This window comes from Corynebacterium segmentosum (assembly GCF_900637825.1).
In the GTDB taxonomy this organism is placed as follows: Bacteria; Actinomycetota; Actinomycetes; order Mycobacteriales; family Mycobacteriaceae; genus Corynebacterium; species Corynebacterium accolens.
On the sequence record NZ_LR134408.1, the window covers coordinates 1,754,124 to 1,778,837 of the forward strand.

Genomic DNA, 24,714 nt, shown 5'->3' on the forward strand with positions numbered 1-24,714 from the left:
TGCTTAGCATCCAATCAGGCGCGCGGCGAGGTAAGACTCAAGATCCTCAATCTTTACGCGCTCTTGCTCCATGGTGTCGCGCTCGCGCACGGTCACGGCGTTATCCTCGAGCGAATCGAAGTCGAAGGTGACGCAGAATGGCGTACCAACCTCGTCTTGGCGGCGGTAACGGCGGCCGATGGCGCCGGAGACGTCAAAGTCCACGTTCCAGTAAGCGCGCAGCTTATCCGCGAGCTCGCGGGCCGGGGTGGAAAGCTCTTCCTTCTTGGACAATGGCAGGACGGCGACCTTGATGGGCGCCAAGCGGCGGTCCAGGCGCAGAACCACGCGCTTGTCGGTGCCGCCCTTAGCGTTCGGGGCCTCTTCCTCGTCGTAGGCATCTACCAAGAAGGCCATCATGGAACGGCCCAAGCCGGCGGCCGGCTCGATGACGTACGGAATCCAGCGCTCGTCATTAGCCTGGTCATAGTAGGACAGGTCCTCGCCAGAGCCCTTGTCGTGAACGGAGAGGTCATAGTCGGTGCGGTTGGCCACACCTTCCAGCTCGCCCCACTTGGAGCCCTTGAAGCCGAAGGCGTATTCCACATCCACGGTGCGCTTGGAGTAGTGCGAGAGCTTTTCCTTTGGGTGCTCGTACAGGCGCAGGTTTTCTTCCTTGATGCCCAGGTCGGTGTACCACTTGTAGCGGTCATCGATCCAGTACTGGTGCCACTCTTCGTCCTCGCCTGGCTTGACGAAGAACTCCATCTCCATCTGCTCGAACTCGCGGGTGCGGAAGATGAAGTTACCCGGGGTGATCTCGTTGCGGAAGGACTTACCAATATTGGCAATGCCAAATGGCGGCTTCATGCGCGAGGAGGTCATCACGTTCTTGAAGTTGATGAAGATGCCCTGTGCGGTCTCCGGGCGCAGGTAGTGCAGGCCCTGCTCGTCATCGACTGGCCCCAGGAAGGTCTTCAGCAGGCCAGAAAAGGCCTTCGGCTCGGTCCAGTCACCTGGCTGGCCGGTTTCCGGGTCGTTGATATCCGCCAGGCCGTTTTCTGGCTCGTGGCCGTGCTTTTCCTCGTAGGCCTCGATCAGGTGATCGGCGCGGTAGCGCTTACCGGTGTGGCGCGATTCCACCAGGGGATCAGTAAAGACCTCCACGTGGCCGGAGGAGACCCACACCTGGCGCGGCTGGATGACGGAGGTATCCACACCCACGACATCGGGGCGGGATTGGACCATGTGGCGCCACCACTGGCGCTTGATGTTTTCCTTCAACTCCACACCAAGAGGACCATAGTCCCATGCGGAGCGGGAACCGCCGTAAATCTCACCCGCCTGGTAGACCAAGCCGCGGCGTTTACACAGATTAACAACGGTATCGATAAGGGATGCCATGGTTGTAAAGGACTCCTCTGGTAGGGGACAGTCGTGACAATCTCATTCAGTTTAACCCTTATCCCCCATCAGTAGTGGGATCAGGGGGTGGATTTAATTCGGTTAATGTACAGGTAATGACCAACTTGAGGTAATATAGTAGTGGTCGACAGATAATAGATACCGTATTGAAGGTGCCCACTCCCTATGACGACCGTTCAATTAGCATTTAATAACTCTGCGGCCGCAAGCGTTATCGCGGCCCTCGATTCCCCGCTGCGCATTTCCATTATTACCCGGCTGGCGGAACGCGACCACTACGTGCACGAGCTAGTAAAAGCCACCGGCAAGTCCCAGCCGCTGATTAGCCAGCACCTGCGGGTACTTAAGCAGGCAGGGATTGTCAGCTCTGAGCGCAATGGCCGCGAGGTGACCTATTCCCTAGTTGCGCCGGAGGTTTTAACCCTTTTGGAAGACGCCGCGAAAATCGCCTCTTAATAACCGGTCTGCATATAAAGACGATTTATTATAGCGCTTGTTGAAAAAGAGTTGATAATATGGATGGCATGTCCATTCATGAGAGTATCCCCAAGCTCGGCTCGCGCAATACTAAACAGCGCACCGCGGTGGTCGAGGTCCTGCGGGATATCGACAAGTTCGCCTCCGCCAAGGAAATTTATCACCAGCTCCAAGAGCGGCAAGAAAAGGTCGGTCTCACCACTGTCTACCGCACCCTACAATCTCTTTCCGATATTGATGCCGTAGATGCACTACACATGCCCAATGGCGAGACCCTGTACCGCCATTGCGAAACCGATGCGCACCACCACCACTTGGTATGCACCAAATGCGGCCGCACCGAAGAAATCGATGGCGGCCCCATTGAAAAGTGGGCTTCGGCCGTAGCCGCCGAGTACAACTTCGAACTCACCGGCCACGACGCGGAGATCTTCGGCGTGTGCTCGCAGTGCGCCGCCGCGCAGTAATCATGCGCGCTGTTTTAACCTCCCTATTTCCCTACTTCACAGCACCGAAGCGGCGATCGCGGCGGGCATACTCCTCAATGGCAGCGAAGAGATCCTCCGGGGTGAAATCCGGAAAAAGCTTGTCCTGATAAATCATCTCGGCGTAGGCGGATTGCCACAGCAGGAAGTTCGAGGTGCGCTTCTCACCGGAAGGCCGCAAGAATAGATCCACGTCCGGCATACCGGGATCATAGAGATTCTCTGCGATGGTGCTTTCTTTAATATCGCGCGGGCGGATTTCACCAGCAGCGACCTTTTCTGCAATCTGGCGCACGCCATCGACCATTTCCGCCCGGCCGCCGTAATTGACGCACATGGCCAGCGTCATTTTCGTATTATTTTTGGTCAATTCTTCGGCGGCCTCGAGCTCTTTAATCACCGAACGCCACAGGCGCGGGCGCCTTCCCACCCACACCACGCGCACGCCGCGCTCATTGAGCCACTCTCGCTGCCGGCGCAGCACGTCGCGGTTAAAGCCCATCAAAAAGCGCACCTCTTCTGGGCTGCGCCGCCAATTTTCAGTAGAAAACGCATAGGCCGAAAGGTACGGGACACCGGCGGCGAGGCAGGCATCGACGACATCGAGAAGCACCGCCTCTCCCCTGCGGTGGCCTTCCGTGCGTTTCATGCCCTTTTCCTGAGCCCAGCGGCCATTGCCATCCATCACCAACGCAATATGGCGCGGCAGCAGCTCATCCGGGATATTCGGCGGGGTCAGGCGACGAGAAGGATCTGGGGTAATCACGGACTACAGTTTACTGTTCCATCACCTGTAATGCGGACACATTTCGCTCCATGTGCCACTGCAGGTGCGCCCGCGCTAGCCGATGCCCCTCCTGCCGCTGCGCATTCGTCGGGTCCGTCGGGTAGCCATGTGCCAAAAGCCACAAGTGGTGCAGGGTTTCCGGATCCACCTCTGCAGCACCTGGTGGCCGGCATTCGTGGCAGGCGGCGCCGCCGACGGCCGGGTGAAAGGCGTGGTGCGGGCCGGGGCGCTGGCACTGGGCGCAATCAAAAAGGCTCGGCGCCCACCCGGCATGCGCCATGGCCTGCAATAAGAACGCATCGAGCGTTTGCGTAGGCTCCTCGGTTTGCAGATGCTCTAGCGTCGCCACCACCGCGTTGTAGAGATACGGGTCGCCGTCTCCATCCGCGTAGATGAGCCGCTCGGCCGATTCCAAGACCGCACAGGCGGCCGTATAGCGCTCGTAGTCTTCGATGAGACGCGCACCAAAATAATTCACCGTATCCGCTTGGGAAATCGTGGCCAGGTTCTTCCCCACATACAGCTGGACGTCCAAATTGACGAAGAGCTGCAGCCGCGAACCAAAGCGGGATTTTGCTCGGCGCACGCCCTTGGCCACCGCACGCACCAACCCATGGTTTTGGGTAAGAAGTACGATTACGCGGTCGGCTTCCCCAAAATCATAGGAGCGAATGACCACGGCGCGGTCGCGATAATTTTCGCGCATGGCCTTTTAGAACCCGAGCCTGCCCAGCGACTTGGCATCCGATTGCCAATTCTTCAGTACCTTGATGCGCAGGTCCAAATACACGTTCTGGCCCAGTAGCTCCATGATTTCCTTGCGGGCATTGCCCACGATGCGGCGGAAACGCAGGCCATCTTTACCTTCAATGATGCGCTTTTGACCTTGGCGCTCGAGGTACATGATGGCGTGAATATCCAGCACTCCCTCACGCGTGCGCGAGGGCAGCATTTCATCGATTTGCACCGCAACTGAGTGCGGCAGCTCCGCCTTCAAGCCAGATAGCGCGGCCTCACGGATGAGTTCTTCAATGCGCTTTTCTTGCCCCTCATCAGTGATGTGATCATCCGGATAGAACTTCGGGCCCTCCGGCAAGTGATCCACGATGACCTGCACCAAGTCATCCAGCTGCACGCCCTTTTTACTAGAAACCGGAATCACCACTGCCTCTGGATCTTCTTGCGCCAAGAGCTCGTGCAAGGCCAAAAGCTGCGCGCCCACTTGGTCCTTGGAGGCTTTATCCAGCTTGGTCACGATGCCGATGATGGGGGTCTTCGGCGCAATCGAGCGCACATTATCCAAGATCCACCGGTCACCCGGGCCGATCTTTTCATCTGCCGGAATGGTCAATCCGATAACATCCACATCCGCATACGTTTCTTTGACCACTTCATTCAGCCGCTCACCCAACAAGGTGCGGGGTCGGTGCAGGCCCGGCGTATCCACCACGACGACCTGTGCATCCTCGCGGTGGACCAAGCCCCGGATGGTGTGGCGAGTCGTTTCCGGCTGGTCCGCGGTAATGGCAATCTTTTGGCCCACCAACGCATTGGTCAGCGTGGATTTACCCGTATTCGGGCGGCCCACAAAGGATACGAATCCAGAGCGGAATCCTTCTGGGGTATCCGTGTACTGCGAATAATCTAACGGAGCGGCCTTTTCCCCGGCGGCTTCCGGAGCGGCATCATCGGGGTCATCTGGCAGGCCCTCGAATGCCGCATCAAACTGTGCATCAATATCAGAACTCATTACCTGCAATGATAGCCCACCGCACCAAAATCTCCGATTGTTTCACGCCACAACAAATCTGCAGGCTAAGCTAAGACAGTTCTCTCCTCCAAGGTGTATCTCTCACCGCTTTCTGAAAGGCACTCCGCCATGCCAACCAAGTCTCCCCTACTACTCCTGGGCGCTCTTCTCACCTTTTCCATTAGTGCCTGTTCATCCCCTGATGCTGACCCTTCGCCTTCCGAAGAGGAATCCACCAGTACTTCTACTAGTTCATCCTCCAGCTCACCCAGTGCCTCCTCTTCGAGCAGCGTTGCACAAGCCACCACGCAAGAGCCCACCTCCGAAACCCCAGCAGAACCAGAAACTCAAGTAACAACTGAAGAGTTAGGCACACAACCGCAGGCAGCCACCCCTGAGCCAGAGCTGCTGTACTGCGAAATGGGCCTTGGCGCAGTCGGGAGATTTTCTGATGGCTCTTCGCACCAAACCGAACTGTGCAATACCCCTGCACTCCAGCGTTCCGTGCGCGCGGAAGCGGTATGCGGTGGTATTAATGGGCACTTGCTTTATCCAGACGAGTGGCCCGAACTCTGCAATGGCGGCGCTCCATATTCGGGACCACCGCAGGGTGGAGCCTCACCAGAATTCTATGACGAAGGTTCTTTTGCAGAGACACCCTCGCAGGCACAAGGAGAAGGACTCTAGAGCGGTGCCTCGAAGCTGTATCCCGCCTACCTTTTCGCAGATGCTATAGGTCCACTGCAACAACTGAGCAAATTCGCGCCTGAGATATTGCAAATCGCGTTCAGATATACCCGAAGACGTTGACCTTTTGCGCTTTCGATCGGTTCAACAACAGCCCGAAGGCCCCGCTCCCTCAAAATGTACGAGGGGCGGGGCCTTCAATAGCTAAGAGATTTAGCCAGGCGCCTATTTCTTGAATTCATCCGGAAGCGGGCCTAGCTGCGGTCCGTCCGGGTAGTACTTCCAGCCGTCCTTGATGCGGACATCATCGGACCATGGCAGTTTGTACTCGCCCTTGGCCAGATCTTCTACCCAGGTGAGGTAGTTTTCGGTCTTTCCGCCTGGGTAGCCAACGTAGCCGCGATTGCCCAAGTTGAAGATGTTGTTTTCGAGTCCCCAGTTGATGCGCGCCTTATCAGCCAGCGCTGGGAATACCTCTGCAGTGACGATTTCGCCCGGGTTGCGGTGACCCTCAGAAATCATGTGGCCGTCGTAGTTGCAAACATTGCCTTCACCGAAGTAGTAGAAGACTTGGTCATAGCCCGCCAAGTTCACCGATGCCGTGTACATGAGATTCTGGAAGGCGTTGGTCTTGTTGGTCATGATCCACTGGTCTTGGGTCTGGGTGGAATAGCCCGAGATACGGATATAAACATTGGCTCCCTTATACGCTGCTTCGCGGGCGAGCTCGGGGAACATGCCATCGTGGCAGATATTGACCGCGAGCTTGGACCCCTTCGGGCCATCGCATACCGGCATCCCCAAGTCGCCCGGGTACCACGGCTCGATGGGGGTCCATGGCTGCAGCTTGCGGTAGTGCAGCGCAATCTCGCCATCGGAGTTGATGATAATCGCCGTGTTGAACGGGGGCTTCCCCTCTTCATGGTTGGGTTCCATGATGGAGAAGACGCCCCAGACGTCGTTATCCTTACAAGCCTGCTTGTACTGATCCACCTTGGGGTCATCGAGCCCGATGAGGAATTCATCGTAGGACCAGATCTTGGTATTCAACCCCGAAGAGGAGTATTCCGGAAAGACGATGAGATCCAGGTCTGGGTAGCCAGCCTTGGTCGAGGCAACCATGCGGCAGATTTCATCGACGTTTGCCTGAACGTCTTCTGGGGTATTGACTACGGGAACTGGGTATTGGATAAGGGCCATCAACAGGCCGTCGGGGGATGCGCTGATGCTTCCGGTGCTGGACAAGACGGGACTCCAATCACGTCGTCGATTAAGTTACACCTATCACTTTATATGGCGAACATCACGTATCCACTAGAAAAACGACGCTCTTGTCTCAGATTGCAGACGCATCCCCTCTGGGAGACAGCTTTAGAGCTCCTCGGCCTGGAATTGCATGCTCGGGTGGGCGAAAGCGTCTTGGGCCTGAATGAGCTGCAGCTCGGTGGATTCGGCTTCATACGTGGTGCGCAGAAGCTCGTAGACGGAAGATGCGGTGCGGCGCAGCGCTTCTTTAACGTCATGGGTTTCAACGTAATGGCCGGTAAACAGCGCGGCGGTCACGTCGCCGGAGCCGTTGCGCTTAAACGGCAACAGCGGGGTCGAGAGCAAGAAAGCGCGCTCACCGTCGACGGCGAGCATCTCAATCTGATCCGCAGGGGTTTCCGGGCGCTTTACGGAGGTAACCAGTACCGTCTTCGGCCCCATTTCCTGCGCCTTCTTCACCGCCGCCAAGGTCTGGTCCAAGGTGCTGACCTCGGTATCGGTCAGATAGCCCAGCTCAAATTGGTTAGGAGTGATGATATCGGCAACCGGCACCACGCGGTCGCGCAGCAGCGGCGGAATGTCATCGGAAACGAAGCAACCCGACTTCGCATTACCCATCACGGGGTCGCAAGCATAGAGCGCCTTGGGGTTGACGGCCTTTATGCGGCGAACGGTGTCCACGATGACATCGGCAATGTCGGCACCACCCTGGTATCCGGAAAGGATGGCGTCGATGCCTTCAAAAGCACCGCGCTTTTCGATGCCATCGATGATCGACGTGACATCACTGGCCGGAATCATCGGCCCGCCCCAGTCACCGTATCCGGTGTGGTTGGAAAAATTCACCGTGTGCACGGGCCACACCTCGTGGCCGGCGCGCTGGAGAGGAAAGACGGCCGCGGAATTTCCCACGTGGCCGTAGGTGACATGAGACTGGATGGAAAGGATAGTCATAGCTATCCATTGTGCTACTGCTTATACACAGAGACAAAGGAATGGGCGAAATTATTCTTGGGGTTCCTCGTCGCGTGGTTCCCCAATCGCGGGGATGCCGCCGCCAGGCACCTGCTCATCAAGGCGTGCTCGTTCGGCAGCATCGGGAAAGGCCTTCGGGCCCGAGGGCTTTGGTTGGTAGCTCTTCCCGCGTGCGGCGAGGTCGTCGTACCAATCCGCCAGCAGTTCATTCTGCCGGGCAAACATTTCCTTTTCCTCCGCCGCGGTGGCGTGATCGTAGCCCAGCAAGTGCAGGCAACCGTGCACCGTCAACAGCGCGAGCTCGTGGCCGAGCGAATGCCCGGCGGCATCGGCCTGGCGCAGGGCGAACTCGGGGCATAAGACGATATCGCCAAGCATGGAAGGCCCCGGATCAGCGGCATCGGGGCGCCCGCCACCAGAAGTGGCGCCGGGAGTAAGTTCATCCATGGGAAAGCTCATCACATCGGTAGGGCCTTCCAAGTCCATCCAGCGGATGTGCAGATCCTCAATGGACTTCAGATCCACGCAGGTAATGGTGCATTCCGCATCGGGGTTGATGTCCATGGCGCCGAAGGTATAAGAGGCGACATCGATAAGCATCTCCTCGTTGACGCCATCAAAACCCGACTCATTGAGAAACTCGATACTCACTTATTTCCCCTCGTTTTCCGCAGCCTGTTTATTGTCAAAAGAATCATAGGCATCCACGATGCGGCCGACCAGCTGGTGGCGCACCACGTCTTGGGCGCTGAGATCCGCAAAGTGAATATCGTCCACGTTATTGAGAATCCGCCGCACGATGCGCAGACCGGATACCTGCCCGCGCGGCAGATCCACCTGGGAGATATCACCGGTGACCACGATGGTGGAGCCAAAGCCCAGGCGGGTCAAAAACATCTTCATCTGCGCCGGCGTGGTGTTTTGCGCCTCATCGAGGATGACGAAAGCATCATTGAGCGTGCGCCCGCGCATATACGCCAGCGGGGCGACCTCGATGATGCCGGCATCCATCAGCTTGGGAATCATCTCCGGATCGAGCATGTCCCGCAGCGCGTCATACAGTGGGCGCAGGTACGGGTCGATCTTGTCATTGAGCGTGCCCGGCAAAAAGCCCAGGTTTTCGCCCGCCTCGACCGCCGGACGGGTAAGGATGATGCGGGAGACCTGCTTATTTTGCAGGGCCTGCACGGCCTTCGCCACCGCCAGATAGGTCTTGCCGGAACCAGCCGGGCCAATGCCAAAGACCACCGTATTATTATCGATGGCCTGCACATATTCGGATTGCCCCACGGTTTTGGGGCGGATGGACTTGCCGCGGCGCTTGACGATGTCCGCCGCCATCGCCGCTGCCACCGACTGCGGCGCCTCTACGGCGACCATGTCCATGGTGTGCTTGACCGTATCGGTAGATACGGCATGGCCGCGCCTAGCGATGGCCTCGAGCTCATCGAGGATCTTCGCCGCGCGGGCTACCTCGTAATCGGGGCCGGTGACGGTGACAATATTGCCGCGGGCAAAAAGGTCCGCATCGAGGCGGTCATTGAGCACGCGGAGGTTATCGTCCGCGCTGCCCAATACGCTGCTGACATACGCGGAATCGATCTCACATTTCTTGGTGATGATAGGCACGTCTAATAGGCTACCAGCGCTCAGTCCGCATGCCGATAGCCGCCAAGGCCACCATCGCCGCGCTGGCGGTGCGCAAAACCTCCGGGCCCAATTTGATGGGAACGGCCCCAGCCTCGCGCAGCGTTGCCAGCTCTTCTTCCCCGATTCCGCCTTCGGGGCCGACCAAGAGGAAGACCTCGCAGTGCAAGCCCACCTCCCGGATGGATTCGGTGGCTTCCTCGTGCAGGACTAATACGCTCGCCGATTCTGCGCGCTCTGCCAGCTCCGCAACCAACTGGCGGGTAGTCAGCGGGCCGCGAACCTGCGGGATGCGGTCTCGCCGGGATTGCTTTGCGGCCGCTTCGGCCGCGGCCTGCCATTTGGTTATGGCCTTCGGCGCCTTCTTCCCGTCCCACTTGGCCACGCAGCGATCCGCCTGCCAGGCGATGATCTCATCCGCCCCGGCCTGTGTAGCCAGGTCAACGGCTAGCTCGGCGCGCTCGGATTTGGGGATCGCCTGCACCACGGTTACCCGCGGATTCGGTTCCGGAAGCTGGGTAACGGACTCGACGGTGCCGGTCAAGTGGTCCTTGCCCGAGGTCTCGGTGACGGTGAGGGTGAGGCGGATACCGGTGCCATCGATTAGCGCCAGCTTCTCCCCCTGCTGCATCCGCTTGACCGTCACGGCGTGGCGCGCCTCAGGCCCCGACAACGAAATGCTGTCTCCGGCCGCAACGGCGCCGAGATCTGGGTGAATGAAGACGGGCAGCGACATTAGCGGCGGAACTTATCGCGCAGGCGGGTAAAAAAGGAATCTTCTTGGCCGTCGCTGGCGGTACGCACGCGGGCGCCCTCATCGCGGGTATTGCGGATTTTTTCCAGAGCCTCGCGGCTCTTGCGGTCCAAATCCTTAGGAACCACCACGTCTACGTGGGCAAAGAGGCTACCGTAACCATCGGTGCGCAGGCGTGGCATACCCGCGCCTTCGATCTTGATGGACTCGCCCGGCTGGGTGCCCGGCTCGATATCGATGGTGAGCTCTTCGCCGTTGAGCTGGTCGATGGTGAAATTGGTGCCCAGGGCAGCATCGATCATCGGCACGTGCACGGTAACGTTCAGGTCATCCGCATTGCGCTGGAAGACCTCGTGTTCCTGGGTGTGCACCTCCACGTAGAGGTCACCTGCAGGGCCACCGCCGTGGCCGACCTCACCCTGGGAGGCCATGCGGATGCGCATGCCATCGTTGATGCCGGCCGGGATGGAAACTGTGAGATCGCGGCGCTTTTTCACGCGTCCGTCGCCGGCGCACTGGTTGCAGGGATCCTCAATGATTTCGCCGAAGCCCTGGCACTTCGGGCACGGGCGGGTGGTCATCACATTGCCCAAGAAGCTGCGCTGCATCTCCTGGATCTCACCCATGCCATTGCAGTTATCGCAGGTAACGGGCTTGGACTTGGAGTTCGAGCCGGTGCCGCCGCAGGAATCACACAGCACCGCGGTATCGACGGTGACCTTCTTCTTCAGGCCGGTATAAGCCTCTTCCAGGGTAATGCGGGTGCGCAGGAGGGCGTCGTTGCCAGGCTGCACGCGCGACTTAGGTCCGCGGGATCCGCCGCCGGCGCCACCGCCGAAGAACTCGGCGAAGATATCGCCTAAGCCTCCGCCGCCGAAGCCGCTAAATCCGCCGGCACCGGCGCCGCCACCGCCGCCTTGCTCCATGGGATCGCCACCCATATCGACGATCTGGCGCTTTTGTGGATCCAGCAAAACTTCCTGGGCAACCGAGGCCTCGCGAAATTTCTCCGCCGCTGCCTCATCATCCGGGTTCACATCCGGGTGATACTTGCGGGCCAGCTTGCGGTACGCCTTCTTAATTTCCTGGTCCGTTGCGTCCTTATCAACACCAAGGATGCCGTAATAGTCACGAGCCACTGTTAGAGATATTCCTTCTCGATCGTTTTGTTGGTATTACCTTGCAAAAATTTATGTAGCGACCGGCTAGTCTACTCGCACTACTCGCCGGCCAAAATTTCACTCACGTATTGTGCAACAGCAGAGACCTTAGAGATTGTTCCCGAATAGTCCATAAAGGTCGGCCCCACCACGCCAAGGCCGCCAAGCGTCGCCGCCTGTCCCCCGGTTCCAAAGCCATAACCGGCAGCAACGACGGAGGCATCGCGGAGTTGATCCTCTTCATTTTCGTCGCCGATCACCACGGAAACATTGCCCAGGTCCGGTACGCGTGCCAGCAATTTCAACACGACGACCTGTTCTTCTAAAGCCTCGATAATTTTGGGCAGGCCTTCCGGAAATTCGCGGGCGACGCGGGTGAGATTCGAAGTTCCCGCCAAAATCAAGCGATCGGAAGGCTGCTCCACCAAGGTTTCAATGAGCGTGGTCGCCACCTTGAGCACGTGGTGGCGAATATCCAGCGGGGCGTCGTCGACGAGGTGGGCGAGCTCCACGGAGGCATCAGTAAGCGTCTTGCCCACCAGCGCATTATTGACGATGTCCCTCAGCCGATACGTCTGATCCTGGTCAATGACCTCATCTAGTTCCACGTTGCGCTGATCCACGCGGCCGTTATCCGTAATCAGCACCAGCAGCACCCGCACCGGAGATAGCGTGACCACCTCGCAGTGCTTGACGCGCGAGACCTTCAAATTGGGCAGCTGCACCACGGCCGCCTGCTCGGTGACCTGGGCCAAAAGCTGCACGGAGCGGCGCAACACATCTTCGAGGTCTACCCCACCTTCCAAGAAGTTCAGCATCGCTTTGCGCTCTGGGGTAGAAAGCGGCTTGACCTCGTGCAGAGAATCGACGAACTGCCGGTAGCCCTGCTGCGTGGGAACGCGCCCGGAACTTGCATGCTGCTGCGAAATCAGCCCCTGCGATTCCAGCACGGCCATGTCATTGCGGATGGTTGCGGAAGAAACGCCCAGCCGGTAGCGCTCTACCAGCGTTTTAGAGCCCACGGGTTCCTGGGAGGCAATGTAATCCGCAACGATGGCCCGCAGGACCTCCTTGCGGCGGGCATCAGTTGAGGTGGACACTTCTCAGCGCTCCTATTCTCTGCGGGTTAGTTTCCGTCGATGTGCCGGCGTCTTTCTATAAATACAGCGTAAATCCAGCGCCAATCTTGAAAGTCTAACAAGAATAAGACCGAATAAGGGGTTTTGGTGGTCCAGAGGGAAATATAAGGAATTTCTGACGGCGGCTAGGACTCTTCGGCGATGAGGAGGTCGGAGACGATGCCATCGGCAAGCAGGCGCCCGGGCTTGGTCACTCGCACGTGCTGGCCGGCGCGTTCGAGCAGGCCGCGGTCGATGAAGTCCTCCAGTGCCGGGGCCGCGTGGGCATCGAGCCAGGATTCTGGGATGCCCTCGCGCAGGCGCAAGCCCAACATGATCTTTTCCATGTGGCGATCGGCACCCGTTAGGGTTTCGCTGTCTTTGATGGGCAGCTCGCCGTTTCCTAACGTTTGTATATAGCGATTGGGGTGCTTGACGTTATAAAAGCGCTCGTCGCCTAAGTGGGAATGCGCACCAGGACCTGCACCCCACCAGTTGCCGTCCACCCAATAGATGCGGTTGTGCTCGCATTCGCCGCCGGGCAGCGACCAATTGGAGACCTCGTACCACTCAAAGCCGGCGTCCTCGAGGGTCGTAGAAATCATTTCGTAGCGCCGGGCCAGCACGTCTTCATCCGGGGCGGGCAGCAATCCCTTATTCACCTTGCGGGCCATGCGGGTGCCGTCTTCCACGATGAGCGAGTACGCGCTGACGTGGTCGACGCCGGTCTCTAGCACGCGGTCCAAGGTCTCGCGGACGTTATCGTCGGTTTCAGTCGGCGTGCCATAGATCATGTCGAGGTTAACGTGCTGAAAGCCTGCCTCCCGGGCCTCGCGCGCGGCGGCGAAGGCGCGTCCGGGGGTATGGGCCCGCTCGAGCACCTGGAGCACGCTGTGCGAGGCGGACTGCATGCCGAGGCTGATGCGGTTAAAGCCGGCATCGGCAAGCGCGGCAAAGTACTCCGGCGAGGTGGACTCCGGGTTGGACTCGGTGGTGACCTCGGCGCCTGGGCTAAGACCAAAGGTAGAACGCACCGTATCCAGGATGCGGCTCAGGCCCTGCCCGCCCAGGAGCGAAGGCGTGCCGCCGCCGATGAAGACCGTATCCGCGGTGCGCCCCACGCGGCCCGCCGCCATCTCCAGCTCCTTGTCCAAGGCATCGAGGTACGGGCCGGTAAGATCGCGCGGGCTGCCCAACTCGCCGGGGGTATAGGTATTGAAATCGCAATAACCGCAGCGGGTGGCGCAAAAGGGAACGTGGATATACAGCCCGAATGGTTCAGTCATGAATCAAACCCTAATAGGCGGGGAACAAAATGGCCGAAATGGGTGTTAAACATGTAGTATATTGCCAACTTCCCGCGTATAGAAAGGTACCTTCAGTGGAGCCTCCCAGTCGATGTCCCCGCCACCTTATAGGCGGTGGGGAGTAAATCATGTTATCGGCTATTGCGATGATCCTGGCAGGCTTTGTCGTCATCGGGCTCATCATCGTCGCGAATGCTTACTTCGTGGCGCAAGAGTTTTCATTCATGTCCGTGGACCGCACCCAATTGCGGTCCATGGCTGCTGAAGGGGATAAATCCGCCCAGCGCGCGCTCGACATCACCAAGCGCACCTCTTTCATGCTCTCCGGTGCGCAGCTCGGCATCACCATTACCGGCCTGCTCATTGGTTATGTTGCAGAGCCCCTGGTAGGTCAGGGCCTTGGCGTGCTGCTCGGCGGCGTCGGCATTCCCACCGGCGTATCCGTGGCTATCGGCACCATCGCGGCGCTATTTATTTCCACCATCGCCACGATGCTCTTTGCGGAGCTTTTCCCCAAGAACTACACCATCACCGCGCCCATGAAAACGGCGTTGCGCCTGGCCGCGTCCACGCAGTGGTACCTGCGCATTTTCGGCTGGCTGATCCGCTTTTTCGAGTATTCCTCCAATGCGATTTTGAAGCTATTTCGCATCGAGCCGGTAGAAGACGTCGATTCTTCCGCAACTGCCGATGACCTCGAATCCATCGTCGATTCCTCGCACGAAACAGGCGTCTTGGATGAGGACACGTACATGGTCTTGGACCGTTTGCTCGACTTTCCCGAGCACGATGTCGAGCACGCCATGATTCCTCGCTCCCGCGTGGACGTCATTGACCCCGGCACCACCCTGGGCGAGGTGCGCGAATTGATGTCCGAAAATCACACGCGCTACCCCGTCATCGATGATGAACACAATCCCATCGGCGTGGTGCATCTTTTCGATGTCCTGGGCTCCGATCTCCCTGCTGCCACCAGCGCCACCGCCATCATGCGCGAGCCCCTGGTGGTTCCGGAACTCATGCCGCTTCCCGATGTCGTCGATGAGCTGCGCGGCGAGGAACAAAAGCTGGCTTGCGTCATCGATGAGTACGGTGGATTCGTTGGCATCGTCACCATGGAAGACTTGGCCGAAGAGATCTTGGGCGATGTCACCGATGAACACGATATCGAGGAAACCGAAGAAATCACCGAGCAGGACGAGTCTCACTGGCTAGTCGATGGCGATACGCCGCTGGATGAAATCGAGCGCGCCATTGGCCACGATCTTCCAGAGGGCGATTTTGAAACCATCGCCGGCCTGCTCATTGCGCACGCCGGCGCCCTGCCGGAGGTAGGCGAGGTCCACACCATCGCCTTGGAGGCAGAGCCGGACGACTGGGTGGATCAGGACGAAGCGCCCACCCGCTCCATTCGCATGCGTGTGGACGACGTGGACCGCCACGTGCCTTCCTCCCTCGCCATCGAACTTATTGAGGACTACGTTCATGATAGCGACGACGAAGAGGAGGAGGCATAATGACCGATACGTGGTGGTTCAACCTCATCGTCACGCTGCTCATTATTGCGGCTTCCGGCTTCTTCGTGGTCATCGAGTTTTCCCTCATGGGCTCGCGCCGCAACCGGCTTGAAGAAAACGCGGAGTCTTCGCGCACCGCCCGCGCCGGTCTGCGCTCGCTCAATGAGCTGACCATCATGCTGGCGGGCGCGCAATTGGGCATTACCGCCGCCACCTTCGTGCTCGGCGCCGTGACCAAACCGTGGGTCCATCATCTTCTGATGACCCCGCTAGAGGCCCTTGGCCTGCCGCTGGGCATTGCCGATGTCGCCAGCTTCATCCTCGCCCTGTTCATCGTCACCTTCCTGCACTTGGTGCTGGGTGAAATGGCGCCCAAATCGTGGGCCATCGCCCACCCAGAATCCGCCCTGCAGGTCATTGCCATTCCCGCCCGCGGGTTCGTGTGGGTTTTCCGCCCACTGCTGAAGTGGATTAACACAATGGCCAATAAATTGGTGGCCATGACGGGCGAGGAACCGGTGGATCGCGCCGGTGCCGCCGGCTACGACGCCGAAACGCTGCGCACCTTGGTCGAGCACTCCCGTGAGACGGGCGCGCTTGACGATAATTCCGCCAATCAGATTTCCGATGTCATCGAGCTGGAGAACTCCACGGTGGGCTCCATGGCGCGCGCCCACGGCTCCGAGGTAGTGCCCCTGCCTTCCGATGCCACGGTGGAACAGCTCCAAGAGCTTGTCCTGCGCAAAAACATTATGCGCGTGCTCGTCTTCCCCAAGGATTCCCGCGTCCCCCGCGTGGTGCACGTACGCGATACCCTCATGGCGGATCCCGATACCCCAGTCCTCGAATTCTCCCGCGCCCCGATCTCCGTCTCTTCTGCCACCACCGTGCAAAAGACGCTCGATCACATGCGCGCCCGCAATGAGCAGCTCGTCGTCGTGGGCAAGGCGGATAAGGACAAGGCCGTGTGGATCCTTACCTGGGATGACATCATGGGCCAGCTGTGGCCGCAGATTACCGAGCAGCTGGACAAGGTCACCCCTCCCCCAGCGGTTTAACTGTCTCGCCGAACCAACCAACCCCTTGGTTCGGCGCCTAGTAGTTTTATAAACAAAATTCAAAAGATAAACAAGCGTACACAAGCACGGTGTTTACACTTGGACTATGACCAACCGGAAGAACCCGTTTACCGCCACGCTTGGGGCCACGCCTCCCTACCTGGCTGGCCGTAAAGACTCCATCGAGGAGTTTGCTTATGCCTTGGACGATGGACCCGGATCCCATGAACGCATTTCCCTCGTCGTGGGTCCGAGCGGTATAGGTAAGACGGTATTGCTCAATGCCTTCAAAGACACCGCGTCAGATCGCGGGTGGCGCATCCTTAATGACACGGCAGCTGCCGGTTTTGCGGAACGGCTCCGTGCTGAAATTATAAATACCCTTCATCTCAACCGGACAGCGCTAAAAGGTTTCAACCTGCACCTTTTCCAATTGGGCATCGGCATGGAATGGGTTCCAAGGACATTATCCGCGGAAACCTACCCCTTAAGAAGGGCCTTGAAAGACCTCCTCCATGCGCAGCGGGAACTAGACCGAATTTCCCACAGCGAGCCCACTGGGGTGCTCATTACTTTGGATGAAATGCACCACCAGCGCAGTGATGAGGTCATCGATTTTGGAGCTACCATCCAGCACCTCGTGCGAGAAGGGGAAAATATTGCTGTAGTCATGGCAGGAATCCCATCCTCAATTAAACCGCTTTTGGCTAGCCAAGATGGCTCTAATCCTGTCACTTTTCTTCGCCGTGCGAACCGCATTGAATTGGACCGAGTGCCGGATACGGACGTCCGAAAGGCACTCAATGCTCCCGTAGAAGAAACAGAGGTTAATTGGGACCCGGACGCGCTGAATTCTGCCGTGTCTGCTTGCCAGGGATATCCCTTTATGATTCAGCTCGTCGGCCTATGGGCTTTCCGCCACCGAACAGACAATACGATTTCGGTGGAAGCTGCGCAGGAAGGCATTTCCAAAGCGCGCCGAAAGCTAGGGCAGCTAGTCCATGAGCCCGCCCTAGCGGAGCTTTCCCCCATCGATCGGACATTCCTGCTCCACATGGCTCAAGACAATGGCCCCTCATCCATGAGTGATATCACGGCCCGCCTAGGAAAAAGTTCGCAATATGCATCCAATTACCGGCGCCGCTTGCTTGACTCGGAACTAATCGAAATACCAGCCAGTGGCCAAGTAGACTTTGCCCTGCCCTACCTTCGGGACTACTTGCGCGAGCATGCCGCTAGCTTGGTCATCGATTCGTACTAATCGAGTTCAGTCACGCAACCCATCCTTAGCGCGGGTGTGGATAACTTGAGCTCGTGGCGCCACTGGGGCATCATGATTCACACTAAGTGAAGATTCAACGAGAACTCCACAGCCTCGCGCGCATTCGGGTAGCAGGCATCGTGCTCCTCGTATGTGCTCGAGGGCATGAACCAAGCACTAACTAATATTCCATCCATCCGGCACAACCATCCCACCTTCTGGCACGACCTCGATAACGGCACCTATCTCAAACTCGCACCCCGCATCGCGGTGCACCGCAATCATTACCACAGCCTGAACCTCTCCTCTCAGCTGCGCCTGCGCGCCATTGCCGCCGCCCGCAGCGCCTATACCGCGGTGCTCATTTCCAAATCCGCCGCCCGCCTCCACGGGCTATGGGTGCTTGCCTCCGCCGAAGAAAAAGTAGAAATGGCCCTTCCCCATAACTCTTTGCCTAATAAGGACCGGCGCCATCCAGAACGCATTTACCGCAAAACGAAATTACCCGGTCCCTTGCTGGTACACGGCGCCCGCACCGTTTCTCCGGCCCGGGCGGTGATCGATATTGCCCGGTTCCACGGTTTTCGCGAAGGCCTCATCGCTGCTGACTCCGCCCTGCGCGCAGGAATTTCGAAGAAAGCTCTTAGGCAGGAATTCGCCCGAATGGGCAGGGTACGCAATAGTGCCGTCGTGCGAGAAGTTATCCATCACAGCTGCGCCGCCTCGCCGTCCCCCTATGCTTCCTTTGCCCGTGCCCTGCTCATCCAGGCGGACTTTCCCTGGCCGATGTTTTTCGAGGTCCACTACACCGCCCTTCCCGGCATCACCGCGCAGCTGTGCATCAATAAGACCTACGTCATCGACATCACCGAACCGGGCGATGACACTACCGCCTCCATACAGCCGCTTGCCGATGCCCCATCCACCGCGGCACCAACGAAGCCGCGAGACCACGCTGAGCGTTCCCGCGACAAGCGCCTGCGCGATGCTGGCTTTATCGTCATACGGTGCTCCCCGCAGCAATTAGTTCAGCACCCGGAGCGCTTTATCTCTGAGATCACGGCCACTATCTCCGCGCGCCAGAACGCTATACGCTCCCAGCAGTCCCACAACTGAGCCATTCAACGCTAAAGATGAAGCCACGCAAGGTTCTAGTCCACGCAGGGTGGCCATCTAAAAATGCGACGGCCACCGAGAGAGGGAATCTCGGTGGCCGCTAAATTCCCCTTGCCTTAAGCAAGGAAGTCTAAAGGAGCTATGCAGTTGTGGCCCGGCGGGCTGCCTCGCGCTTGGCGCGGACTTTTTCTACGACCGCGGCAATGCGGGCGCGTTCTTCTAGGAATTGCGGCGGGTTATGCCCGCGCATGGAGCGCACGTACGCCGGGTGCGTATCGAGCACGGTGTGCTTCCACGCCTGCACGGCGATGAGCGCGGATTCCCCGGTGCACTTATACAGGTGCGGCAGGGAGACCATGTCGAGGTTGCGGGCGACGGCATCGGTTTGCGCCAGCACGTATTCCACGACCTCACGCAGGTAATCTGCTACCGCCTGCGTGCGCTGGCGCAGCGCTTCTGCCAATTCATGCACGACGATGGGCTTGGCAATGGGATACCGCTCATCCAACAAGCGCGGGGTGAGCTGCTCCGGCTCCTCCGCATCATTCGCGCCGGAAGGAGCGGCAGAAATGGTTCCCGAACGCACGCCAGACACTAGCGCTTGGCGAAGCCCAATCAGCTCACCCACGCAGCGCCCCGAGTCCACGCGGGCATCATCGACGATATCGCCGAGTTCTGCCAAGCAATCCATGGACAGTTCCTCATCCCAATCCTCGATTGCTTCAATGAGGTGCTCGAGGTATTCCGCGACTTCGTCGCCGATATTGTAAATCTCCTGGGTGAGCTCGCGGTGACGCAGCTCGGCGGCGATCTTCTGCATAGGCTTCGAGCCACTCCTTCCGCGGTTTTCATTTTCTAACCTCTAGTAGAGGTTGAGGTTTTCGGCGACGACTCATGACTCTATGCCAGATCGTCTACCGCGAGAGTGCGACACTCCGAAGCGTTTCACAGGTTTATGGCAGGTTCGCGCTTGCGCCATTGTGACCTGCAAGAAACTAAACACCCGAGGAATAAATTCCCCGGGTGTACCCGTTTCGCCGCTTTCTAGCGCTTGTAGATGTGCTCGATGGCGCTGGCATAGCGCTGCGCCACCACGTTGCGCTTGACCTTCATCGTTGGCGTGAGCTCATTTTCATCCTCAGTAAGGTCGCTTTCTAGGATGTAGAACTTCTTAATACCTTCCGCGTGGGACACCGTGGAGTTGACCTTGTTGACGGCGTCTTGCACCTCGGCGCGCAGGGTGGCATCGGTAGCGATATCGTCCATGGAGCGGTTTTCTGGGATATTGTGGTCCAGCTTCCACCGCTTGAGGATATCCGGATCCAGGGTGATAAGCGCCCCCACGAATGGCTTGCCATCGCCTACGACCATGGCCTGCGAAATCAGCGGGTGGCCGCGCAGGATGTCCTCCATCGGGCCAGGCGAGACATTCTTGCCACCCGCGGTAACAATCAGGTCCTTCTTGCGGCCGGTGATGGTGAGCTTGCCGTCATCGTCGATTTCGCCCAAGTCACCGGTGTTGTACCAGCCGTCCTCGAAGGCTTCCTCCGTGGCCTCGGGGTCATTCCAGTACCCTTCGAATACCATGCCGCCCTTGATGCAGACTTCGCCGTCATCGTTGATGCGCAGGGTAACCCCGCCGAGAGGCGGGCCGACGGTACCAATGGATTGGTCCACGTAGTCCACGGCAGCGGCCGCGGCGGTCTCGGTCAGGCCGTAGCCTTCGTAGATGGGCACGCCGATGCCGCGGAACCAGTGCAACAGATCGTGGCCCATCGCGGAGCCGCCGGTAATGCAGTACCGAACATTGCCGCCTACGCCCTGGCGAATGGTGGAATAGACCAGCTTGTCAAAGAGCTTGTGCTTAATTTTCAGCAGCCGGTCTGGGCCGTCCGGCGTATCGAGTGCCTTGGAGTAGTCGATGGCGATCTTTTCGGACTGTTCAAAAAGGAAGCTCTTGATACCGGAATCCGCTGCCTTCGAGGCCGCGGAGTTGCGGACCTTTTCAAATACGCGCGGCACGCCCAAAATCACGTTGGGGCGAGAGCGGGCGAACTCGATGGAGATGGTGGAAAAATCAGACCAGTGGTTCTGCGAAGCACCGCGAATGGCCACGGCAATCGATACGGCGCGGGAAAAGACGTGGGCCAAAGGCAAAAATGTCAGCGTATGGCTGCCCGGCACGGCGAAGACACCGATGGGGTTGGTGGTCAGCGCCCTAGCCTCCGAGAGCCAATTCCGGTGCGTCAGGATGCAGCCCTTCGGGCGGCCGGTGGTGCCGGAGGTATAAACCAAAGAGGCCAGATCATCGGTATTGGTGGCGGCGATGCGGGCAGACACCTCGTCGGTGCCAACGCTGCGGCCTTCGAATTTCAAGGTATCGATGGCGGAGGAATTGATCTCTAATACGCGCCGCAGCTGCGATGGCGAGCCCTTCAAATTCGGTTCCCCATCGTCTTGTAGGACCAGGTTTTCAACTAATTCGGAGTGCTCGCGGGTTTCGGTAATCGCCAGCACCGCGCCGGAGTCCTCGATAATCCAGCGCACCTGGGAGGCGGACGAGGAAGGATAAACCGGAACCGATGCCGCACCGGCGGCCCAGATGGCGTAGTCCAGCAAGGACCATTCGTAGCGGGTAGCAGAAATCAGGGCGATGCGATCGCCCTGCTCGACGCCTAGCGCGATTAAGCCTTGGGCTACTTCAAAGACCTCATCGATAAACTCTTTACCGGTGACATTGACCCACTCGTAATTAGCTGGGCGGGTAAACATGACGCCGTGCGGGCGCTTTTTCGCGGTATCCATCAGGGCGGTGAGGCAGGTCTCCCCCGGCTCAATGGTAAATTCCGCCGGGGTGTGCACTTGTTGCAGGGTCACGCGATATCCTTTCGCACAGCTAATAATAATCTCTGCCTACTGTACCAACCGGTTGGCGTATCAACGCGTTTTACCCACGATCGAAGCTGTAATTGTTCAGGGTTTATAACACCACAGTGCCCCATTTATTGGAGCAAACCACCAATCCGCACTAGGGCCACAGGCTGCCGATGAGCGCAACGATGAGAACTAGCGCAATCATGGACCACAGCGTGAGCGAGACCCGGGATTTGGGCAGGGCGCGCTTGCGGCGAACGGGCTGAGAGGTGCCGACAACCGACGGGTTTGCAGCGCGCTCATCCTTTTTGCGCTCTGGATCCCACAGGCCTTCACGGGGATCGACCGGCTGGATCCTATCCGAGCTGGCGCCAGGCACGTCGCCGCTCGCTGCGTTATCGCCCGCGCCCTCCGAATGTTGTTCAGCCATGGTCTTTTACTGTAGTGCCGCGATTGCGAAACTGGGAAATTAGGACGGCGCTGCGGTCCACGGCCCACATCAGGCACCAGGCCAGGCCAATCATGATGGGAACCACGATGATGACCACGATGATCATCTGTACCCACACGGGCGCCTGCACCAGGAACTGCGAAAATGCGCTGCTCACGTCAGTCAACCACTCCATGAGTCCTTATATTACTGCCCCACGGTAATCTGGCAGGTATGTCGAGCGCACAGATACCCGTTACCATTGCCACCCCATCTGGACGCATCACCGGCTTTAGCCGCGATGGCCTCTCCTACTTTCATTCGCTGCGCTTTTGCGAGATCCCTAGCCGCTTCGCCCCGTCGCGGCCGCTGGATGAGCCCCTCGACCAAGATGCGCGCACACCGCAGCCGGATGAGGTAGCGCTCAGCATTACTGCCCCGGAAAACGCGGCGGATTGCCCCGTGGTGGTCTATATCCACGGTGGAAGCTTTGAAGGCGGCTCGCATGAGGACGAGCGGGTGCCAGGCACGGTAACGGCCCGCAAGGGCATCATCCACGTCCGGGTGGGCTACCGCGTGGGCCTGGCTGGGTTCGCCCGCTTTGCCGACGATGAAGCGGACCGCTACCGCGGCATCGATGATTGCGTGATGGCGCTGGAGTGGCTGCAGGACAATATCGAATCCTTTGGCGGGGATAAAACGAATATCACCCTGGTAGGGCAATCCGCCGGCGCGGCGATAAGCCTGTGGCTTGCCCGGCGCGATCACTACCGCGGCGCTTTCCGGCGCGTCCTCGCCCTCTCGCCCGCCTACCCCCGCGATACCTTTGAGCACCGCGTGGCGGGATTGCACAGGTACCTCTCAGTGCCCATCGAACAAAGCGCTTTGGAATCGCTGTCGCCCGAGGCATTGGAAAAGGGCTACAAAAAGTTCCGCAAGAAGCACCGCTATGACTTGGCCCTAGGCCCGGCGCCGATGCAGGCATCCGAATTGGCGGATATCCCCATCGTGGTGAGCTCCACCCGGGATGAATTTTACGATCTCCCGGCCGGCAAGCGCATCGATAACATGGCCCTGGGCAAGTTCATTTGTAACTACCTGTCCCAGCGCTTCGGCTTCCCGCACGGCCACTACACGCAATGGCGCCAGCTCGCGCAGTACGTGGACCCGGACCGCCTCATGGGCCGGATGATCGGCGATTCCCTCGTGCGCCGCTGGACGGCACAGGTAGCTTCCGGCGCACCGGGGCCTACCTGGATGATGGAATTTACGAGGAAGCTTAAGCCGGCGCTGCACTGCGATGAGCTCTACCCGCTCTTCGGCACCGACTGCGAGCTGAACGAGTGGCTCTGCCACTTCGCCACCACCGGCGAGCCGGGTTTCCCCAACTATGGCAGCGACCACCGCGTGCTCGAGTTTGATTTGGATACCGGGGATCGGCGCATCGCCTATGCCACCTTGGATTACGTGGCGGCGGCGTTTTATGAGGAGGACTAACCGCTACTGCGCTAAAGACTGAAGCGCCGCGCGTAATTCGGCTTCCGCCAATTCCTCGCACATCCACGGGCTAAATACCGCCGGGACGGCATCGGCCGCGGCGATAAGTTGGGCGGGATCGACCCATTCCCAGGAGTCGACCTCGTCCGGGTTCGGCTGCCACTGCGCTTGGGAATCGAGCTCTACGCAGTAGACGGGGCAGATTTCATTTTCCACTAGGCCGGAAGAATCCACCGCGCGGTAGGAAAAGGTGGGCAGCACCTCGCGCAGGTTGGATAGCGCATCCGCGGGAATGCCTAGCTCGAATTCGGCGCGGCGAGTAACGGCATCGGCAGTCGCCTCCCCCGGGCCAGGATGCCCGCAGAAGGAATTGGTCCACACGCCAGGCCAGGTTTGCTTGCCCAGCGCCCGGCGGGTGATGAGCACCTTTCCGTGGCAGGTGACCCACGCGGAAAAGGCGAAGTGCAAGGCGGTGTCGGTGGTATGCACCTCGGATTTGAGGGCAGTACCAATGGCCTTTCCATCGACACCCGCCAGGACTACCCGTTCCGTCATAGGTTCAGATCCCCCACCCAGGTGACGTTTCCAATGTGCAGGCGGGCGTTCCAGAGGTTGCCCGGCGCGACATCGTAGCGGTATTGCAGGTTAACCGAGGCGCCCGCACCCAGCGGGTGATCCAGCCCCGGTGGTTCTACGCCGGGCGCGGAGTTTTCGTCATAGGGCAGGGCTTGCACCTTAGACCAGCCGCCATTGCCGTCGGCGCGCTCGAGGACGGGGTCGTCGAAGGCATCGGTAGGCAGGGCCATTTCGTTTTCATTCTTGAGCAAGATGGTCACCACGGAGCCGCCGGAATTACTATCCGTATACACTCCCTGCAGCTCCCAGCTAACACCGAGGCCGGCATCCTTGACAGGGCTCGCCAGGTTGGAAGTAACTTCCTTATCGTCGGTGTCTTCGGCCTGATAAGGCTTTTCTTCCGAGCTAGAGACGGTGATATTGTCCCCCAACCCGGTCTCTTCCGGCTGGAGAATGCTGCATCCGGCCAGGGTCACGGCGAGAAGGCTGACCACGCCTGCGCCTAAAGTGTGAGAAATTTTCACCGTGGATGGATCCTTTGCACGCGAAGATAACTTTATTTCTGCAC

25 protein-coding genes are annotated in these 24,714 nt (G+C 59.0%); 7 read left to right on the forward strand and 18 right to left on the reverse strand.

Annotated features, from left to right (window positions below; translation table 11 throughout):
• Positions 1 to 3: 3 nt before the first annotated feature.
• Complete coding sequence (locus EL217_RS08370; RefSeq protein ID WP_005278106.1) at positions 4 to 1,383, reverse strand: glycine--tRNA ligase; 1,380 nt, start codon at positions 1,381 to 1,383, stop codon at positions 4 to 6.
• A gap of 186 nt (positions 1,384 to 1,569) precedes the next feature.
• On the opposite strand from EL217_RS08370, the gene EL217_RS08375 reads away from it, so the two are divergent.
• Together EL217_RS08375 and EL217_RS08380 are read left to right on the forward strand one after the other, a co-directional pair.
• Positions 1,570 to 1,860 (forward strand): ArsR/SmtB family transcription factor, encoded by a 291-nt coding sequence (locus tag EL217_RS08375; protein WP_005278104.1) that lies wholly within the window; start codon positions 1,570 to 1,572, stop codon positions 1,858 to 1,860.
• Positions 1,861 to 1,928: 68 nt separating this feature from the next.
• Positions 1,929 to 2,348 (forward strand): Fur family transcriptional regulator, encoded by a 420-nt coding sequence (locus EL217_RS08380; RefSeq protein WP_034658244.1) that lies wholly within the window; start codon positions 1,929 to 1,931, stop codon positions 2,346 to 2,348.
• A 31-nt stretch (positions 2,349 to 2,379) separates the two neighbouring features.
• Here the strand turns inward: EL217_RS08380 and EL217_RS08385 are convergent, their stop codons facing one another.
• The 11 genes from EL217_RS08385 to hemW all read right to left on the reverse strand — a co-directional run bounded on the left by EL217_RS08385 (position 2,380) and on the right by hemW (position 13,796).
• Positions 2,380 to 3,132, reverse strand: coding sequence for an isoprenyl transferase (locus EL217_RS08385; RefSeq protein ID WP_126319540.1), 753 nt, complete (start codon positions 3,130 to 3,132; stop codon positions 2,380 to 2,382).
• 10 nt (positions 3,133 to 3,142) lie between these two features.
• Positions 3,143 to 3,859, reverse strand: a complete 717-nt coding sequence (gene recO / locus EL217_RS08390) for a DNA repair protein RecO (protein WP_005278101.1) — start codon at positions 3,857 to 3,859, stop codon at positions 3,143 to 3,145.
• Positions 3,860 to 3,865: 6 nt separating this feature from the next.
• Positions 3,866 to 4,903 (reverse strand): GTPase Era, encoded by a 1,038-nt coding sequence (gene era / locus EL217_RS08395; RefSeq protein WP_023029089.1) that lies wholly within the window; start codon positions 4,901 to 4,903, stop codon positions 3,866 to 3,868.
• A 912-nt stretch (positions 4,904 to 5,815) separates the two neighbouring features.
• On the reverse strand, positions 5,816 to 6,835 hold the full coding sequence (locus tag EL217_RS08400; protein ID WP_005284191.1) for a formamidase: 1,020 nt from the start codon (positions 6,833 to 6,835) through the stop codon (positions 5,816 to 5,818).
• A gap of 126 nt (positions 6,836 to 6,961) precedes the next feature.
• Positions 6,962 to 7,810: a pyridoxal kinase PdxY gene (gene pdxY, locus EL217_RS08405; protein WP_126319542.1), complete on the reverse strand. Its 849-nt coding sequence runs from the start codon at positions 7,808 to 7,810 to the stop codon at positions 6,962 to 6,964.
• Between the two features lie 51 nt (positions 7,811 to 7,861).
• A complete protein-coding gene (gene ybeY / locus EL217_RS08410) occupies positions 7,862 to 8,482 on the reverse strand; it encodes an rRNA maturation RNase YbeY (protein ID WP_005284197.1) in 621 nt (206 codons plus the stop codon).
• Positions 8,483 to 9,460, reverse strand: coding sequence for a PhoH family protein (locus EL217_RS08415; protein ID WP_005284200.1), 978 nt, complete (start codon positions 9,458 to 9,460; stop codon positions 8,483 to 8,485).
• 10 nt (positions 9,461 to 9,470) lie between these two features.
• On the reverse strand, positions 9,471 to 10,214 hold the full coding sequence (locus EL217_RS08420; protein WP_126319544.1) for a 16S rRNA (uracil(1498)-N(3))-methyltransferase: 744 nt from the start codon (positions 10,212 to 10,214) through the stop codon (positions 9,471 to 9,473).
• Complete coding sequence (gene dnaJ, locus EL217_RS08425) at positions 10,214 to 11,371, reverse strand: molecular chaperone DnaJ (protein ID WP_126319546.1); 1,158 nt, start codon at positions 11,369 to 11,371, stop codon at positions 10,214 to 10,216. The genes EL217_RS08420 and dnaJ overlap by 1 nt, the downstream gene beginning before the upstream one ends.
• 80 nt (positions 11,372 to 11,451) lie before the next feature.
• Positions 11,452 to 12,492, reverse strand: a complete 1,041-nt coding sequence (hrcA, locus tag EL217_RS08430; RefSeq protein ID WP_005284208.1) for a heat-inducible transcriptional repressor HrcA — start codon at positions 12,490 to 12,492, stop codon at positions 11,452 to 11,454.
• Between the two features lie 164 nt (positions 12,493 to 12,656).
• On the reverse strand, positions 12,657 to 13,796 hold the full coding sequence (gene hemW / locus EL217_RS08435; protein WP_126319548.1) for a radical SAM family heme chaperone HemW: 1,140 nt from the start codon (positions 13,794 to 13,796) through the stop codon (positions 12,657 to 12,659).
• Between the two features lie 149 nt (positions 13,797 to 13,945).
• Here hemW and EL217_RS08440 point away from each other — a divergent pair, with 149 nt between their 5' ends.
• From EL217_RS08440 to EL217_RS08455, 4 genes are all read left to right on the forward strand, one after another.
• Positions 13,946 to 15,334, forward strand: coding sequence for a hemolysin family protein (locus EL217_RS08440; protein WP_126319549.1), 1,389 nt, complete (start codon positions 13,946 to 13,948; stop codon positions 15,332 to 15,334).
• Positions 15,334 to 16,392 carry a CNNM domain-containing protein gene (locus EL217_RS08445; protein ID WP_126319551.1) on the forward strand — a complete coding sequence of 353 codons (1,059 nt, stop codon included), beginning with the start codon at positions 15,334 to 15,336 and terminating at the stop codon, positions 16,390 to 16,392. The genes EL217_RS08440 and EL217_RS08445 overlap by 1 nt, the downstream gene beginning before the upstream one ends.
• A 106-nt stretch (positions 16,393 to 16,498) precedes the next feature.
• Positions 16,499 to 17,653 (forward strand): ATP-binding protein, encoded by a 1,155-nt coding sequence (locus EL217_RS08450; protein ID WP_126319553.1) that lies wholly within the window; start codon positions 16,499 to 16,501, stop codon positions 17,651 to 17,653.
• Between the two features lie 165 nt (positions 17,654 to 17,818).
• Entirely contained in the window at positions 17,819 to 18,769 is a 951-nt protein-coding gene (locus tag EL217_RS08455; RefSeq protein WP_126319555.1) for a hypothetical protein, read from the forward strand.
• Positions 18,770 to 18,908: 139 nt separating this feature from the next.
• Here EL217_RS08455 and EL217_RS08460 read toward each other — a convergent pair whose 3' ends face one another.
• The 4 genes from EL217_RS08460 to EL217_RS08475 form a co-directional block, all read right to left on the reverse strand.
• Positions 18,909 to 19,589 (reverse strand): hypothetical protein, encoded by a 681-nt coding sequence (locus EL217_RS08460; protein WP_005284226.1) that lies wholly within the window; start codon positions 19,587 to 19,589, stop codon positions 18,909 to 18,911.
• A 224-nt stretch (positions 19,590 to 19,813) separates the two neighbouring features.
• Positions 19,814 to 21,646, reverse strand: a complete 1,833-nt coding sequence (locus tag EL217_RS08465; protein ID WP_126319557.1) for an AMP-dependent synthetase/ligase — start codon at positions 21,644 to 21,646, stop codon at positions 19,814 to 19,816.
• A gap of 151 nt (positions 21,647 to 21,797) precedes the next feature.
• Complete coding sequence (locus EL217_RS08470) at positions 21,798 to 22,073, reverse strand: hypothetical protein (protein WP_126319559.1); 276 nt, start codon at positions 22,071 to 22,073, stop codon at positions 21,798 to 21,800.
• A complete protein-coding gene (locus tag EL217_RS08475) occupies positions 22,066 to 22,269 on the reverse strand; it encodes a hypothetical protein (RefSeq protein ID WP_005278067.1) in 204 nt (67 codons plus the stop codon). The genes EL217_RS08470 and EL217_RS08475 overlap by 8 nt, the downstream gene beginning before the upstream one ends.
• A gap of 38 nt (positions 22,270 to 22,307) precedes the next feature.
• Between EL217_RS08475 and EL217_RS08480 the strand changes: the two genes are divergently transcribed.
• On the forward strand, positions 22,308 to 23,570 hold the full coding sequence (locus EL217_RS08480) for a carboxylesterase family protein (RefSeq protein ID WP_126319561.1): 1,263 nt from the start codon (positions 22,308 to 22,310) through the stop codon (positions 23,568 to 23,570).
• Between the two features lie 3 nt (positions 23,571 to 23,573).
• Here the strand turns inward: EL217_RS08480 and idi are convergent, their stop codons facing one another.
• Together idi and EL217_RS08490 are read right to left on the reverse strand one after the other, a co-directional pair.
• Entirely contained in the window at positions 23,574 to 24,125 is a 552-nt protein-coding gene (idi, locus tag EL217_RS08485) for an isopentenyl-diphosphate Delta-isomerase (protein ID WP_126319563.1), read from the reverse strand.
• Entirely contained in the window at positions 24,122 to 24,670 is a 549-nt protein-coding gene (locus EL217_RS08490; RefSeq protein WP_050755821.1) for a hypothetical protein, read from the reverse strand. The genes idi and EL217_RS08490 overlap by 4 nt, the downstream gene beginning before the upstream one ends.
• Between the last annotated feature and the right edge of the window lie 44 nt (positions 24,671 to 24,714).

Excerpts from the sequence above, each read along its gene's own strand:
- EL217_RS08470 (WP_126319559.1), bottom strand. The coding sequence starts at position 22,073 with ATGGCTGAACAACATTCGGAGGGCGCGGGCGATAACGCAGCGAGCGGC.
- EL217_RS08440 (WP_126319549.1), top strand. The coding sequence starts at position 13,946 with ATGTTATCGGCTATTGCGATGATCCTGGCAGGCTTTGTCGTCATCGGG.
- EL217_RS08380 (WP_034658244.1), top strand. The coding sequence starts at position 1,929 with ATGTCCATTCATGAGAGTATCCCCAAGCTCGGCTCGCGCAATACTAAA.
- EL217_RS08370 (WP_005278106.1), bottom strand. The coding sequence starts at position 1,383 with ATGGCATCCCTTATCGATACCGTTGTTAATCTGTGTAAACGCCGCGGC.
- EL217_RS08455 (WP_126319555.1), top strand. The coding sequence starts at position 17,819 with ATGAACCAAGCACTAACTAATATTCCATCCATCCGGCACAACCATCCC.
- EL217_RS08450 (WP_126319553.1), top strand. The coding sequence starts at position 16,499 with ATGACCAACCGGAAGAACCCGTTTACCGCCACGCTTGGGGCCACGCCT.
- recO (WP_005278101.1), bottom strand. The coding sequence starts at position 3,859 with ATGCGCGAAAATTATCGCGACCGCGCCGTGGTCATTCGCTCCTATGAT.
- EL217_RS08480 (WP_126319561.1), top strand. The coding sequence starts at position 22,308 with ATGTCGAGCGCACAGATACCCGTTACCATTGCCACCCCATCTGGACGC.
- EL217_RS08375 (WP_005278104.1), top strand. The coding sequence starts at position 1,570 with ATGACGACCGTTCAATTAGCATTTAATAACTCTGCGGCCGCAAGCGTT.
- hemW (WP_126319548.1), bottom strand. The coding sequence starts at position 13,796 with ATGACTGAACCATTCGGGCTGTATATCCACGTTCCCTTTTGCGCCACC.
- pdxY (WP_126319542.1), bottom strand. The coding sequence starts at position 7,810 with ATGACTATCCTTTCCATCCAGTCTCATGTCACCTACGGCCACGTGGGA.
- era (WP_023029089.1), bottom strand. The coding sequence starts at position 4,903 with ATGAGTTCTGATATTGATGCACAGTTTGATGCGGCATTCGAGGGCCTG.
- EL217_RS08445 (WP_126319551.1), top strand. The coding sequence starts at position 15,334 with ATGACCGATACGTGGTGGTTCAACCTCATCGTCACGCTGCTCATTATT.
- EL217_RS08420 (WP_126319544.1), bottom strand. The coding sequence starts at position 10,214 with ATGTCGCTGCCCGTCTTCATTCACCCAGATCTCGGCGCCGTTGCGGCC.
- idi (WP_126319563.1), bottom strand. The coding sequence starts at position 24,125 with ATGACGGAACGGGTAGTCCTGGCGGGTGTCGATGGAAAGGCCATTGGT.
- EL217_RS08460 (WP_005284226.1), bottom strand. The coding sequence starts at position 19,589 with ATGCAGAAGATCGCCGCCGAGCTGCGTCACCGCGAGCTCACCCAGGAG.
- EL217_RS08475 (WP_005278067.1), bottom strand. The coding sequence starts at position 22,269 with ATGGAGTGGTTGACTGACGTGAGCAGCGCATTTTCGCAGTTCCTGGTG.